Annotated in this window: 14 protein-coding genes; 2 read left to right on the top strand and 12 right to left on the bottom strand. The window is 60.4% G+C overall.

Annotated elements, in window-relative coordinates:
• Positions 1 to 79 precede the first annotated feature (79 nt).
• From AC2GXZ_RS11870 to AC2GXZ_RS11850, 5 genes are all read right to left on the bottom strand, one after another.
• On the bottom strand, positions 80 to 457 hold the full coding sequence (locus tag AC2GXZ_RS11870) for a hypothetical protein (RefSeq protein WP_483759336.1): 378 nt from the start codon (positions 455 to 457) through the stop codon (positions 80 to 82).
• 11 nt (positions 458 to 468) lie between these two features.
• Positions 469 to 1,374, bottom strand: a complete 906-nt coding sequence (yghU, locus tag AC2GXZ_RS11865) for a glutathione-dependent disulfide-bond oxidoreductase (RefSeq protein ID WP_483759335.1) — start codon at positions 1,372 to 1,374, stop codon at positions 469 to 471.
• 117 nt (positions 1,375 to 1,491) lie between these two features.
• On the bottom strand, positions 1,492 to 1,770 hold the full coding sequence (locus tag AC2GXZ_RS11860; RefSeq protein WP_483759334.1) for a DUF2442 domain-containing protein: 279 nt from the start codon (positions 1,768 to 1,770) through the stop codon (positions 1,492 to 1,494).
• Between the two features lie 65 nt (positions 1,771 to 1,835).
• A complete protein-coding gene (locus tag AC2GXZ_RS11855) occupies positions 1,836 to 1,991 on the bottom strand; it encodes a DUF4160 domain-containing protein (RefSeq protein ID WP_483759333.1) in 156 nt (51 codons plus the stop codon).
• A gap of 24 nt (positions 1,992 to 2,015) precedes the next feature.
• The gene (locus AC2GXZ_RS11850) at positions 2,016 to 3,548 is read right to left on the bottom strand and encodes an acyl-CoA carboxylase subunit beta (RefSeq protein ID WP_483759332.1); all 1,533 of its coding nucleotides are present in this window, start codon (positions 3,546 to 3,548) and stop codon (positions 2,016 to 2,018) included.
• A gap of 147 nt (positions 3,549 to 3,695) precedes the next feature.
• Between AC2GXZ_RS11850 and AC2GXZ_RS11845 the strand changes: the two genes are divergently transcribed.
• On the top strand, positions 3,696 to 4,733 hold the full coding sequence (locus AC2GXZ_RS11845; protein ID WP_483759331.1) for an NAD(P)-dependent alcohol dehydrogenase: 1,038 nt from the start codon (positions 3,696 to 3,698) through the stop codon (positions 4,731 to 4,733).
• A gap of 9 nt (positions 4,734 to 4,742) precedes the next feature.
• On the opposite strand, the gene AC2GXZ_RS11840 is transcribed toward AC2GXZ_RS11845, so the two are convergent.
• Positions 4,743 to 5,462 carry a ParA family protein gene (locus AC2GXZ_RS11840; RefSeq protein ID WP_483759330.1) on the bottom strand — a complete coding sequence of 240 codons (720 nt, stop codon included), beginning with the start codon at positions 5,460 to 5,462 and terminating at the stop codon, positions 4,743 to 4,745.
• A 204-nt stretch (positions 5,463 to 5,666) separates the two neighbouring features.
• Complete coding sequence (locus AC2GXZ_RS11835; RefSeq protein ID WP_483759329.1) at positions 5,667 to 6,275, bottom strand: TetR/AcrR family transcriptional regulator; 609 nt, start codon at positions 6,273 to 6,275, stop codon at positions 5,667 to 5,669.
• Between the two features lie 76 nt (positions 6,276 to 6,351).
• Here AC2GXZ_RS11835 and AC2GXZ_RS11830 point away from each other — a divergent pair, with 76 nt between their 5' ends.
• Positions 6,352 to 7,266 carry an SDR family oxidoreductase gene (locus AC2GXZ_RS11830; protein ID WP_483759328.1) on the top strand — a complete coding sequence of 305 codons (915 nt, stop codon included), beginning with the start codon at positions 6,352 to 6,354 and terminating at the stop codon, positions 7,264 to 7,266.
• Positions 7,267 to 7,279: 13 nt separating this feature from the next.
• Here AC2GXZ_RS11830 and AC2GXZ_RS11825 read toward each other — a convergent pair whose 3' ends face one another.
• The 5 genes from AC2GXZ_RS11825 to AC2GXZ_RS11805 form a co-directional block, all read right to left on the bottom strand.
• A complete protein-coding gene (locus AC2GXZ_RS11825) occupies positions 7,280 to 8,362 on the bottom strand; it encodes a protein-glutamate methylesterase/protein-glutamine glutaminase (protein WP_483759327.1) in 1,083 nt (360 codons plus the stop codon).
• 7 nt (positions 8,363 to 8,369) lie between these two features.
• On the bottom strand, positions 8,370 to 9,242 hold the full coding sequence (locus AC2GXZ_RS11820; protein WP_483759326.1) for a CheR family methyltransferase: 873 nt from the start codon (positions 9,240 to 9,242) through the stop codon (positions 8,370 to 8,372).
• Positions 9,239 to 9,727: a chemotaxis protein CheW gene (locus AC2GXZ_RS11815; protein WP_483759325.1), complete on the bottom strand. Its 489-nt coding sequence runs from the start codon at positions 9,725 to 9,727 to the stop codon at positions 9,239 to 9,241. Before AC2GXZ_RS11815 ends, AC2GXZ_RS11820 begins: the two co-directional genes overlap by 4 nt.
• A gap of 4 nt (positions 9,728 to 9,731) precedes the next feature.
• Entirely contained in the window at positions 9,732 to 11,537 is a 1,806-nt protein-coding gene (locus tag AC2GXZ_RS11810; RefSeq protein WP_483759324.1) for a methyl-accepting chemotaxis protein, read from the bottom strand.
• 144 nt (positions 11,538 to 11,681) lie between these two features.
• Positions 11,682 to 13,364 (bottom strand): methyl-accepting chemotaxis protein, encoded by a 1,683-nt coding sequence (locus tag AC2GXZ_RS11805; RefSeq protein ID WP_483759323.1) that lies wholly within the window; start codon positions 13,362 to 13,364, stop codon positions 11,682 to 11,684.
• Position 13,365: the final 1 nt, after the last annotated feature.

Genomic DNA, 13,365 nt, shown 5'->3' with positions numbered 1-13,365 from the left:
CAGGCAACCTGCCCGGCTTAACACTTACCGCACAAACCTTCCGGCGGTTGGCGCGATAGCCGAAAACAACAGACCGATGTCAGATTTCGAAATAGTTCTCGAAGGATTCCGGAAAATTCTCGCGGGCGAGCTTTTCGTTGATGATCAGCATCGATTCGTAGGACAGGGGATCGAAATCCTTGTCAGCCGGCAGCACTTCGCGGCCAAACAGCAGGCAGAGACGCGCCGCATCGAGATTGCCGCGTTCGAACGGCTCCGTGCCGAAATGGTGCCACAGCGCATGCAGGAAGGCAGCATCGATCTTGTGTTCCTGCATGCCCGGACGACCCCTGCGGGGGATCGCCTTGAGCGGCGTCACGCCTTTCGGATTGGCGCGACGGATGGTGAACTGGATCCCCGTGCCCGGCATGCCGCCCGGAAAACCCCGATGTTTGGTCATGTCAGGCAGGTTTGCCATGTCTTTACCCTTTAAGCCTTTGCGACCTTGTCGGCCGTCTTGGTGTCGAAATCGGATGCATCGTGACGTTCACGCAGCTGCTCGGATGGCTCACCGGATGTCCGGTTTACCATGCGGCCGCGCTTCACTGCCGGGCGGGCGACAATCTCCGCCGTCCAGCGCTGCAGGTTGCTATAGCTCTGAACCTCAAGAAAGTCACCGGCATCTCCATAGGCCTGGCCAAGCGCCAGATTGCCGTACCACGGCCAGATCGCCATGTCGGCGATCGTGTAGTCGCTGCCGGCCATGAACTGGTTATCGGCCAGATGCCGGTCGAGCACGTCGAGCTGGCGTTTGACTTCCATCGCGTAGCGGTCGATCGCATATTTGATCTTCATCGGTGCATAGGCATAAAAATGCCCGAAGCCTCCGCCGAGAAACGGAGCCGATCCCATCTGCCAGAACAGCCAGTTCATCGCCTCGGCGCGGGCGCGCAGGTCGGTGGGCAGGAAGGCGCCGAATTTCTCCGCCAGATAGACCATGATCGAAGCGGATTCGAACAGGCGCAGGGGCTTGCCGCCATCCTTGGGGGCGTGGTCCATAAGGGCGGGAATTTTGGAATTCGGATTGATATCAACGAAATCGGAACCGAACTGGTCGCCCTGGCCGATATTGATCATCCACGCGTCATATTCTGCGGCGCCATGGCCGGCGGCCAGCAGCTCTTCGAGCATGATCGTCACTTTGACGCCGTTCGGCGTGCCGAGCGAATAAAGCTGCAGCGGATGTTTGCCGACCGGTAGTTCCTTGGTCTGGGTCGGGCCGGCAATCGGCCGGTTGATATTGGCAAACTGGCCACCATTACCCTTTTCCCAGGTCCACACTTTAGGTGGCTCATAGCCTGCGGGAAAATTGTCGGCGGGGGACTTCTCGGTCATGAAATTCGGTCCTTGCTTGGATTGGCATTCAGGCTGAGTTCCTGGCGAATCCTATCTATATAGAGACAGAAAAACGCCTTGCCCGCAGACAAAGCATTTTTCAAGCAAGGTTCAATTTTATTCAGCAGCCTCGGCGGGTGGTTTGGCGTTCGGATAACGTGAGCCCTTTAACATCCCCTCGATGCTGAGGTCTTCGTCAAGGCCCGGCCAGTGAATGCCGTAGGGCGACAACTCAATGGCATTACGCTCCTCGGGTGAGGCGGAAAGCAACGTTGGATACCACCAGAGCGGCGTCACGAGAGACGCGCCGTTTTCCAGTCGCACGACAAGTTCGGTATCGGTGCAATGGGCGCTGACCGGCTCGAGCAGGTCGTCTTCAATTTCCAAAATGCTCATGCCACTTCTCCAGAAAGGAAATCTGGTTTTCTTGCACGACGGCGAGAAGGTCGTTCAGTTCCTTGTCAGTGCAGCGCTTGTTGCGTGCTACATACAGTCAACTGTTTCAGCCAGATCTTCGTTTCTTTTCGATCCCTGCGGATATGGACATGTGTTGGTTCGTTCCGATCTAGGCTGTAAAATTCGAAACTCCATCCCTTCCACTCGAATACTTTCGGCATCGCATCCCCTGAAGCGAAAGACCTCTACAACGGGATCGTATCGTGCTTTTTCCAATGCGTCGCCACCTGCTTGTTTTTGAGCGCTGCAAATGCCCGGGCGATACGGCGGCGCGACGAATGCGGCATGATCACCTCGTCGATGAAGCCGCGTTCGGCAGCGATGAACGGATTGGCGAAACGCTCTTCGTATTCCTTTGTCCGAGCCGCGATCTTTTCCGGGTCTCCGAGTTCCGATCGGTAGAGGATTTCGGCCGCGCCCTTGGCGCCCATCACCGCGATTTCGGCGCTCGGCCAGGCATAGTTGATGTCGGCGCCGATATGTTTCGAGGCCATCACGTCATAAGCGCCGCCATAGGCCTTGCGGGTGATCAGCGTCACCATCGGCACCGTCGCTTGCGAATAGGCAAACAGCAGCTTGGCACCGTGTTTGATCACCCCGCCATATTCCTGCGCCGTGCCGGGAAGAAAACCCGGTACGTCGACCAGCGTCAGGATCGGGATCGAAAATGCATCGCAGAAACGCACGAAACGTGCTGCCTTGCGCGATGAATCGATATCCAGACAGCCGGCCAGCACCATCGGCTGGTTGGCGACGACACCGACCGTCTGGCCCTCGATGCGCATGAAGCCGGTGATGATGTTTTTCGCAAATGCCTGCTGGATCTCGAAGAAATCGCCCTCGTCGGCCAGAGCCAGGATCAGCTCCTTCATGTCGTAGGGTTTTGTGGCGCTGTCTGGTACCAGAGTGTCCAGCCGCATTTCGATCCGTGCCGGATCATCGTGGACCGGCCGGACCGGCGGCTTTTCGCGGTTGCTCAAGGGCAGGAAATCGAAAAGCTGGCGCACCGCCTCCAGCGTCTCGATATCGTTTTCAAAAGCGGCGTCGGCAACGGAGGATTTTTGCGTATGCGTCACCGCCCCGCCCAGTTCCTCCGCGGTGACGATCTCGTTGGTTACCGTTTTCACCACGTCGGGGCCGGTGACGAACATGTAGGATGTGTCGCGTACCATGAAGATGAAGTCGGTCATCGCCGGCGAGTAGACCGCCCCGCCGGCACAGGGTCCCATGATCACCGAGATCTGCGGGATGACGCCGGAGCATTCGGCATTGCGGCGGAACACCTCCGCATAACCGGCAAGCGAGGCGACGCCTTCCTGGATGCGGGCGCCGCCCGAATCGTTTAGCCCGATCACCGGTGCCCCAACCTTCACCGCCATGTCCATGATCTTGCAGATCTTTTGCGCATGGGTTTCCGACAGGGAACCGCCAAGCACGGTGAAATCCTGCGAGAAGATATAGACCTGTCGCCCGTTGATCGTGCCCCAGCCGGTGACGACCCCATCGCCGGGGATCCTGCTGTCCGCCATGCCGAAATCCACCGCCCGGTGGGTCACATACATGTCGAATTCTTCGAACGAACCCTCGTCGAGCAGGACCTCGATCCTCTCGCGGGCGGTCAGCTTGCCCTTGGCATATTGGGCTGCGACCCGCTTTTCCCCGCCGCCGATCCGTGCCTCGGCACGGCGTTTTTCCACTTCGTCCACGACTGAGCGCATATTTCCTCCCCGAAATATTTCTCATTTGTAGCGCACGCACCCCGTCGCGCAATGGCCCGCCCGTGAGTATGTATGTTGCGCATCCCATACCTTGGTCCCAACATGGAGGCCAAAAAGGGATGATGTAAGAATAGGGAAGGACAGGACATGCAGGCTCTCGTATTGGAGCAGAAGGGTAAACTGACGCTGAGGGAGATCGATCTGCCGCTCGATGTCGGCCCGGGCGACGTGAAGATCGAGATCGATACGGTCGGTGTCTGCGGCAGCGACGTGCATTATTACACCCACGGCGCGATCGGCCCCTATGTGCTGCGCGAACCCATGGTGCTGGGCCACGAGGCCGCCGGCATCGTCGTCGAAATCGGCTCCGAAGTGAAGAACCTCAAGGTCGGTGACCGCGTCTGCATGGAGCCGGGCATTCCCAACCTGTCGTCCCGCGCCTCGAAGCTTGGCCTCTACAATGTCGATCCGGACGTTCGTTTTTGGGCGACGCCGCCGATCCATGGGGTTCTGGCGCCCTTTACCGTCCATCCGGCCGCCTTCACCTACAAGCTGCCCGACAACGTGTCCTTCGAGGAAGGCGCGATGGTCGAGCCGTTTGCCATCGGCATGCAGGCCGCAACCCGCGCCAGGCTGCAGCCGGGTGATGTGGCGGCCGTCATCGGCGCCGGCCCGATCGGCATAATGGTGGCGCTCGCCGCCTTGGCAGGTGGTTGCGCCCGTGTCTTCATCTCGGATCTGAGCGCCGACAAGCTGAAGATCGCCGCGCAATATCCGGGGATCATCCCGGTCAATGTGCGCGAACAATCCTTTGCCGAAGTCATCGCCGGTGAGACGTCCGGCTGGGGCGCCGATGTGGTGTTCGAGGCAAGCGGCAGCCCGAAGGCCTATCAGGGCATGTTCGATCTCGTGCGCCCGGGCGGCGCGTTCGTGCTGGTCGGTCTGCCGGTCGAACCGGTGCCGTTTGACGTGGCAAGCGCGATTTCCAAGGAAGTGCGCATCGAGACAGTGTTCCGCTACGCCAATATCTTCGACCGGGCACTGGAACTGATCGCATCCGGCAAGGTCGATTTGAAGCCGTTGATCACCGGTACCTTCGATTTCAAAGAATCGATCGCCGCCTTCGAACGCGCTGCCGCCGGACATGCATCCGACGTCAAGCTTCAGATCAAGGTCAAGGCTTGACGCCTTGGTTCAGGCCGCCTGCCAGAACCGGCGGGCGGTCGCACTTTCGGAAATCGGCTTCGTGCCCTTCAAAGGCACGTGCCGCAGCATTTCGAGCGCGAATGTTCGGGCATTCTGCTGCGCCTTGTCGAGATTGCTGACCCGTGCGTCATCCATCGTGTGCAGCGTGCCGCCGAGATCGAATATGTCGCGGAAAGCGGCACGTTCGATGATCGGCGTCGCCAGCACCTCTACACCGCGCTCCAGAAGCAGCATTTTCACCGCAAGCAGTGCACGGGTCGTGACCATCGAGTTGACACGGGTGAGCACCACCGAATGCGGCACCTTGATGCCGGCTTTGACATCGAGAAAACGCAACAGTTCCAGCACGTTCGCGCCACCCTGGGCATCCATGGCACAGCCCTGGATCGGGATCAGCACATGGTCGGACAGGCCGATCGCCTTGGCCAGCAGGGGGCTCTGGGCGCCGGGCAGGTCGACGATGAAATAATCTGTCGAATAACGATTGTCGGCGATATGCCGCTCGATCGATGCCTGGGTGACATAAGGAATGACAGAAAGCCGCGGCATCACCGGCGACAACTGGTGCCAGCGCGAGATCCACCGTTGCGGATCGGCATCGAGCACGGTGACCCGGTAACCGAGATGAGCGAGTTCGGATGCAAGCAGCAACACGGCAGTCGTCTTGCCGGCGCCGCCCTTGGTATTGGCGAAAGTGATGACGGGCATCGATGAGAACCTGTTCGGCTGCGAGCCGATGACGGACATGGCTCTGGCCGCACCCTCATGATGCGCGCCATCCATTCTTGGTCAACATGGTTAACAGAAGCTGAAATTCTCTTGTGAAATCTTGGTTGGCAGGTCTTTGAGAGCGAGGGTCATCGCGAGCCGACCCAATGAGCCGGCATTTTTTCGACCTAACGACAATCGAGATCAGAGTTCCGTTTTGAGCGCGGCAAACGTCTCGACGATCAATGCTGTCAGAGGCCGATTGCCACCTTCTTCACGCCAGGCATCCATGGCAAGTCGCATCACACCCATCGATGCCATGGCAACCAGACGGAGGGAGGCATGCCTGGCGGGATCAGGCCAGCGTTCGCATAAGCTGGCAAACAGTTCCTCCTCCTGCTGCATATAGGCCAATTGTTTTCGACCGCGCAGGCTTTCGCTGGACAGCATCACCCTGTCGAGGATCATCATCTCGTCGGAAGGGTAAGGAGCGCAGGCTTTGACGAATGCGGCCTGAACGGCATCAAGGGGAGGCTGATCGGCGCGGGACTTCGCCACAGCGTCACGGATGATCTCAAAGCCGCGGCTCTGCAGCGACAGCAGAATATCGTCCTTCGACTTGAAATAATAAAAGAATGTGCGACGCGAAATACCCGCTGCGGCCGCGATGGCGTCCACCGTCGTTGCCTCGTAGCCATTTGCAAGAAATAGCTTCACCCCCATATCGATCAGGCGGCGCAGGGTTTCCTGCTTCTTCCGTTCGCGCAGGCCGTATCCGGCGTGACCCCGTTTTTCGATGTCGAGTGGCGACAATTTCGTGTCTCTTGAAAATTACACTTGGTGCAATTATAATTTTACACCATGTGCGATTTTTGAGGAAGCTAAGATCATGCCGGCATGGAGCATTTCGAATATTCCATCTCAAGAGGGGCGATCGGCGGTAATCAGCGGCACCGGCGGGCTCGGGTATCAGGATGCGCTGGTGTTGGCGCAGGCCGGTGCGGATGTCATCATTGCAGGCCGCAATGCCGATAGGGGCGCGGATGCCGTGGCAAGCATCAGGAAAACGGTTCCGGGAGCCAGCATCCGTTTCGAAATGCTCGACCTTGCGAGGCTCTCATCGATTGCTGACTTTGGCGCGCGGCTGGCAAGCCGGCAGCAAAAACTTGATCTGCTGATCAACAATGCTGCCGTGATGATGCCGCCGAACCGGCAGGAAACTCCGGATGGTTTTGAGCTGCAATTCGCAACCAATTACCTTGGCCATTTCGCGCTGACGGCGCAGCTCTTTCCCCTGTTGCAAAAGGGAGAAGATCCGCGCGTGGTCTCGCTTTCGAGCATCGCCGCCCGGTCGGGCATGATTGACCTCGATGATCTGCAGGCGAAACGCAGCTATAAACCGATGCGAGCCTACAGCCAGTCGAAACTTGCCTGCCTGATGTTTGCCCTGGAATTGCAGCGGCGAAGCGATGCCGGAGGTTGGGGCATTACCAGTATTGCGGCGCATCCCGGAATTTCCCGCACCAACCTTCTCCACAATGCTCCGGGCAGGTTCAGCGCCATGGGGGTCACGCGCTCGCTTCTCTGGTTCCTGTTCCAGCCCCCGGCGCAAGGCGCATTGCCGACACTCTTTGCAGCGACCTCGCCGAACGCCAAGCCCGGTGGCTATTACGGTCCAAGCAGCATGAGTGAGACCCGGGGAGCACCTGCGCCAGCGAAAATTCCTTTGCAAGCCGAGAATGGGGATGTCTCTGCCAGCCTCTGGGAAAAGTCGATACAACTGACCGGTCTTTATGTCGGATAGAAGCGCAGACGCCTTATCGCCTGCGATCCGCCGCCAAAATCTCCCGCGCGATCTGCTCAAGTGGTACGATCCGATCCACTCCGCCATGGGCGATCGCTTCCTTCGGCATGCCGAAGACGACCGATGTCGCCTCGTCCTGTGCCACCGTGAAGGCGCCGGCCTGGTGCATTTCGTTCATTCCACGGGCGCCGTCATCACCCATCCCGGTCATGATCACTCCCATCGCATTCCCGCCGGCAGACCGTGCGGCGGAGCGGAACAGCACATCGACCGACGGCCGGTGGCGGCTGACCAGCGGCCCGGGGCGGATGGAAACTTCGTAGCGTGCGCCGCGGCGTTCCAGAAGCATGTGCTTGTCGCCGGGAGCGATCAGCACATGGCCGCGCAGCACCGGGTCGCCATCGGCGGCTTCCTTGACTTCCACCTCGCAAAGGCCGTTCAGCCGTTTGGCAAAGGCTGCAGTGAATTTTTCCGGCATGTGCTGGACGATCACCAGGCCGGGCGAATTTGCCGGCAAGGCTTCCAAGAGTTCGCGCAGCGCCTCGGTGCCGCCGGTCGATGCTCCGACACAGACGATCATTTCGGTCGTTTTCGCCATCGCGCCGATCTTTGGCGGCGGCAAGATGGCATCTGCAGTCAGCTTGCCCTGGACGCCGCGCTCGGTCATGCGGCCGCTGCGCAGTTTGGCGATGCTCGCACGCGCAGCGCCCTTCACCGTCTGGCGAATTTGCTCGGCATGTTCGGCAAGGTGGTCGGCAGCCCCTATCCGGGGCTTGAGGATGATGTCGACGGCGCCGGCTTCGAGCGCCTGCATCAGCGTTTCCGACCCCTGCTCCGTCAGCGACGAACACATCACTACCGGGATCGGATGCTGGGCCATCAGCTTGCGCAGGAAGGTGATGCCGTCCATCTGCGGCATTTCCACATCGAGCGTAATGACGTCGGGTATCTCCTCGCGGATCTTGCGCGCCGCCATGAACGGATCGTTGGCGACGCCCATGATCTCGATATCCGGATCTTCCGAAAGCAGGGACGACAGCGTCTGCCTGACGCTGGCCGAATCGTCGATGATCAGAACCCGAATCTTTTCGCCCATGCCTGGCCTATACCCGCTTGAAGATCGTATTGGCGACCTGCCGGATCGGCAGGTTGAAACCGCTCACCGTTTCCGAATGGCCGATGAACAGGTAGCCACCCGGCAACAGGCAGTCGCACAGCCTGTTCAGCACATGCTGCTGGGTTTCCTTGTCGAAATAGATCAGCACGTTGCGGCAGAAGATCATATGCATCTGGTCACCGACCGAATAGCTTTTGTCCATCAGGTTGAGACGGGCAAAACCGATCTTCTGGCGCAGCTTCGGGGTGATGCGCATTTCCTGCCGCTGTGTGTTTGTCGGCCGCATCACGTATTTCCGCATCATTTCGGGCGGTACCGGCGCCATGATGTCCGAGGCGTAAATGCCCTTCTGCGCCTTTTCCAGAACGTCTGTCGAAAGATCGGTCGCCAGCACGAAATAGTCGCGGTCCGCAGCCTGTGTCTGCAGAAATTCCGACATCACCATGGCAAGAGTATAGGGTTCGGCGCCGGTTGAGCAGGCCGAACTCCAGATCCGAAGGCGACGTGTCGAGAACTGCTGGACCAGATCCGGCAGCGCGTGGTCGCGCATATAGTCGAAATGTTTCGGCTCGCGGAAAAAATCCGTCTTGTTGGTCGTCACCACGTCGATCAGGTAAATCGCTTCGCTGTCGATGCCGCCCTGATTGAACAGATAGTCGCAATAGGCGTCGAACGTCGCGATGCCGGTAACCCTGAGGCGACGGCGAAGCCGGCCTTCGAGCATGGTCGTCTTGTTCAGCGGCATCTTGATGCCGCTATAGCTGTAGATGAAGTGTGACAGCGCATCGAAATTGCGCTTGCTGAGCCGGTCGTCGAGCGGCTGGGTCCTGGCTGCTGCCGTCATGCCGGTGACTGTCATGCGACCTGCGCTGCAGGCGCGACGCCGGCAAGAGCCGGGCCGGCATCGGAGAACAACCGGGCAAGATCGATGATCACGACGAAGGCGCCATCCTTGCGCACCACGCCGGCAATATAGTCGGACCGCCAGCGAATCCCGATATCCGGCGCATCCTCGATCTGCTCCAAGCGAAACGGCACGACTTCGTAGACGCGGTCGGCGACGAGGCCGAGCGCCAGCACCTTGTCGCCGATCGGCACGTCGAGAACCAGCATGCGCGTATGCGGCGTCTTGGCCGTCGGGCTCATGCCGAGCCGGATCCTCAGATCGATGATCGGCACGCCCTGTCCGCGGACATCGCGCAGGCCAAGAAGATAATCCGGCCCGTGCGGGATCTTGAAGGCATCCTCATGGTCGAGGATTTCCCGCACCACCTCCACAGGCACGGCGAAGAGCTCCTCGCCGAGGCTGAAGGTTACGAATTGTTTTTCAGATGATGCGGCCATGGTTTTAAGCGCTTTCCCGGAAATCACTGTCTTCACGGTCGGGGCCGCCCATCGACATGTCGAGGGCAAAACCCTTTGCCCGCGCCTGCTGGCCGGAGACCGATTGTTCCTGCGGTGCTCTTGCGCGTGCAGGTGCCGGCGAGCGGGTGCCCGGCTGGGCAGGGCGAGCCGTCACCGTCCGCGCCGGCGTCGCCGCCGTATTCCGCTCGACGCGGAAGAAGGCGATCGACGCCTGCAATTCCTCGGCCTGGGCAGCCAGCTCCTCGGAAGTCGAGGACATTTCCTCGGACGCGCCGGCATTCTGCTGGATCACCTTGTCGAGCTGCTGGATCGCCTCGTTGATCTGCGTCGCGCCGATATCCTGTTCACGGCAGGCGGCGGAGATTTCCGACACCAGCTCTGCGGTTTTCTGGATGTCCGGGACAAGCCGGTTCAACATTTCGCCGGCCTGGGCGGCACTCTGCACGGTCTCACCCGACAGCGAGCTGATCTCGGCTGCAGCCGCCTGGGAGCGTTCGGCAAGCTTGCGCACTTCAGAGGCAACGACGGCAAAACCCTTGCCGTGTTCACCGGCGCGCGCAGCTTCCACCGCAGCATTCAGCGCCAGAAGATCGGTCTGGCGGGCGATTTCCTGGACGATCGAGATTTTTTCGGCGATCGTGCGCATCGCGGCGACGGCATGCGCGACGGCCTGGCCGGACGCTTCGGCATCCTTCGACGACTGGCGGGCGATCTTTTCCGTCTGGGCGGCGTTGTCGGCATTCTGCTTGATGTTGGCGGCCATCTGCTCCATCGAGGCAGAAGCTTCTTCGGCGGCGGCCGCCTGCTCGCTTGCACCTTCGGAAAGCTGTTCGGAGCCGGCGGACAGTTCCTGGCTGCCGGAGGAGACATTGTCGGAAGCCGACAGCGCGTCGGCCACGACGCCGCGCAGGCGCTGCACCATGCTTTCCAGCGCAATCCCGAGCGTATCACGGTCCGAAAGCGGCTTCGGCGTCACGGTCAGGTTGCCGTTCGAGATCTGGTCAGCGATCTCGGCCGTGTTGCGCAGGTTGGCGGTCATGATGTTGACCTTGGTGACCAGATCCCTGATCTCGTCATTGGACCTGATGTCGACTGTCTGGTTGAGATCGCCGATGGCAACAGCTTCGGCAACCGTCATCACCCGGTTGAGCCCGCGGCTGATGCCAAGCGCGATCCAGGTGGCAGCGATGGCGGCGATCAAAAGTGCGGCGGCGGCGATCGAGATCATCACCAGGCGGGTATGGGCGTAAAGCTCGTCGGCGGCGTTATCGGCTTCGACAAGCCGGCTTTTTTCGAGCGAGATGACCTGGCTGAACAATTCGTCCATCGAACCGGTCAGCTCACGCGCCTCGCCGTTCGAGATCCGCAGGGCCGTCGCCGTATCGCCCGCCGTGATGGCCGAACGGATGCGATTGTCCTCGTTGCGGAACTGGTCAGCCAGACCGGCAAGCTTCTGCCAGATCGGCTTTCCCTGTTCGGTCGCCTTGGAGAGAACCTCCTGAAGCGCGCCGTCGAAATCCTTCCTCGCGGCGTCCGAGAGCGCGATGTATTTCTGCATTTCGCCAGCATTTTGCGCATTCAGCAGGTTCTTCTGTTGGCGGATCTGCTGCAATTGCTGGGCGTCGAGTTCCTGGGCGAGCTCCAGCCGTGCGGCCGGGCCCTGCAGCACATCTTCGAGATTGCTGTTGAGATTGCCGAGGCTGATGATGCCATAGGCCGCCGTTCCCATGAGCATGAGGATGATCAAGCCGAAGGCGAGCGCAAGTTTGAGTTTGATCGTGAACCGCATCAGGATGTCCTTGAAAAATGGCTTCGTATAGGGGAGCCCCCGTAGGCTCCACCGCGAAGACTGATGCATTCACTCTCGCGTGTTGAAATAAGCCTCCCGCCTCATGCGGGAGGAAATCCGGGCCTGAAGGCCCGGCGGGATATGTCAGGCGCTTTCGCGGAAATGTTCGTCGTCGGCATCCGGACCGCCCACCGACATGTCGAGAGCAAAACCCTTGGCTCTGGCCTGTTGTGCATGAACCGCCTGATTGGCACGCGCAGGAGCCTTGTAGGCAGGTTTTGCCGCTGTGCGCTGGGCCGGAGCGGCGGAGCGCCTGGGCGCGGCTTTTGCACCGGCCTGATCGACCCGGAAGAAGGCGATCGAGGCCTGCAATTCCTCGGCCTGGGAGGCGAGCTCCTCGGAGGTTGCCGACATTTCTTCCGAAGCGCCGGCATTCTGCTGGGTGACCTTGTCGAGCTGCTGGATCGCTTCGTTGATCTGCGAGGCTCCGATATCCTGCTCGCGGCAGGCGGCCGAGATTTCCGACACCAGTTCGGCGGTCTTCTGGATATCCGGCACCAGCCGGTTTAGCATCTCACCCGCTTCGGTCGCGACCTGCACGGTGTCGCCGGACAGCGCGCTGATTTCGGCAGCCGCTGCCTGGCTGCGCTCGGCGAGCTTGCGCACTTCGGAAGCAACAACGGCAAAACCCTTGCCATGTTCTCCGGCGCGTGCCGCCTCGACCGCGGCATTGAGGGCCAGAAGGTCTGTCTGGCGGGCGATTTCCTGGACGATCGAGATTTTTTCGGCAATCGTGCGCATCGCACCGACGGCACGGTTGACAGCCTGACCGGAGGTCTCTGCATCCTTCGACGACTGGCGGGCGATCTTCTCCGTCTGGGCGGCGTTGTCGGCGTTCTGCTTGATGTTGGCGGCCATCTGCTCCATCGAGGCGGAGGCCTCTTCGGCGGCGGACGCCTGTTCGGTCGCGCCCTGCGACAGCTGTTCGGAGCTGGCCGACAGCTCCTGGCTGCCGGAGGAGACGTTGTCGGAGGCCGAAAGCGCGTCGCCGACCACGCCGCGCAGGCGTTCGATCATCGTGTTGACGTAACCGAGCAGATCGCCGATCTCGTCCTTGCTGGTGATCGTGGCAAAGCGGGTGAGATCGCCATCCGCAACGTTCTGCACGGCGCTGACCGCGTTGCGCAGGCCCTTGTTGATGCTGATCGCGATCCACAGAGCCGCGAGCGCGGCAATCAGGAAGGCGGCAGACGCGACCGAGATCATGATCATGCGGGTCTGGGCATAATCGATGTCCGACTGTTCGTCGGCGGCCTGCAGCCGGCTTTCCTCAAGCTTGATGACCTCGGTAAACAGCGGGTCGATCTGGTTGATGACCGAGCGTGCCTCGTTGCTGGAAATCTGGTTCGCACCGGCCGCGTCGCCAGCAAGCATCAGCGCGCGGATGCGGTCGTCCTGCTTGCGGAATTCCGCTGTCAGGGCAGCCAGCTTGTCCCAATAGACGCGCCCCTGTTCGGTGGCGCGAGCCTGGATCGCCTGGAAGTTTTCGTCGAAGGCCTTGCGGGCTGCATCATTGCTTTCGATGTAGCGGCGCATGTCGGCCTGATCGCTGGCAAGCAGCAGGTTCTTCTGCTGGCGCAACTGCTGCAATTGCTGTGCATTGAGGTTCTGGGTCAACTTGAGGCGTGTCGCCGGTCCCTGGATCACCTCTTCCAGAGTATCGTTGAGATTGCTGAGGCTGAGGATGCCGTAACCGGCGGTGACGATCAACATCAGAATGATGAAGCCGAAGGCCGAGGCAAGCTTGAGCTTGATCGAGGCACGCATT

The sequence above is a fragment of the Aliirhizobium sp. YIM B11859 genome, from assembly GCF_057163345.1.
Note: the sequence above shows the minus strand (reverse complement) of the source record. Positions and strands in the feature narration are given on the sequence as shown.

What these genes read in the sequence shown, in the direction of transcription:
- AC2GXZ_RS11870 (WP_483759336.1), bottom strand. Translation starts at nt 457, where the DNA reads ATGGCAAACCTGCCTGACATGACCAAACATCGGGGTTTTCCGGGCGGC.
- yghU (WP_483759335.1), bottom strand. Translation starts at nt 1,374, where the DNA reads ATGACCGAGAAGTCCCCCGCCGACAATTTTCCCGCAGGCTATGAGCCA.
- AC2GXZ_RS11860 (WP_483759334.1), bottom strand. Translation starts at nt 1,770, where the DNA reads ATGAGCATTTTGGAAATTGAAGACGACCTGCTCGAGCCGGTCAGCGCC.
- AC2GXZ_RS11855 (WP_483759333.1), bottom strand. Translation starts at nt 1,991, where the DNA reads ATGCCGAAAGTATTCGAGTGGAAGGGATGGAGTTTCGAATTTTACAGC.
- AC2GXZ_RS11850 (WP_483759332.1), bottom strand. Translation starts at nt 3,548, where the DNA reads ATGCGCTCAGTCGTGGACGAAGTGGAAAAACGCCGTGCCGAGGCACGG.
- AC2GXZ_RS11845 (WP_483759331.1), top strand. Translation starts at nt 3,696, where the DNA reads ATGCAGGCTCTCGTATTGGAGCAGAAGGGTAAACTGACGCTGAGGGAG.
- AC2GXZ_RS11840 (WP_483759330.1), bottom strand. Translation starts at nt 5,462, where the DNA reads ATGCCCGTCATCACTTTCGCCAATACCAAGGGCGGCGCCGGCAAGACG.
- AC2GXZ_RS11830 (WP_483759328.1), top strand. Translation starts at nt 6,352, where the DNA reads ATGCCGGCATGGAGCATTTCGAATATTCCATCTCAAGAGGGGCGATCG.
- AC2GXZ_RS11825 (WP_483759327.1), bottom strand. Translation starts at nt 8,362, where the DNA reads ATGGGCGAAAAGATTCGGGTTCTGATCATCGACGATTCGGCCAGCGTC.
- AC2GXZ_RS11820 (WP_483759326.1), bottom strand. Translation starts at nt 9,242, where the DNA reads ATGACAGTCACCGGCATGACGGCAGCAGCCAGGACCCAGCCGCTCGAC.
- AC2GXZ_RS11815 (WP_483759325.1), bottom strand. Translation starts at nt 9,727, where the DNA reads ATGGCCGCATCATCTGAAAAACAATTCGTAACCTTCAGCCTCGGCGAG.
- AC2GXZ_RS11810 (WP_483759324.1), bottom strand. Translation starts at nt 11,537, where the DNA reads ATGCGGTTCACGATCAAACTCAAACTTGCGCTCGCCTTCGGCTTGATC.
- AC2GXZ_RS11805 (WP_483759323.1), bottom strand. Translation starts at nt 13,364, where the DNA reads ATGCGTGCCTCGATCAAGCTCAAGCTTGCCTCGGCCTTCGGCTTCATC.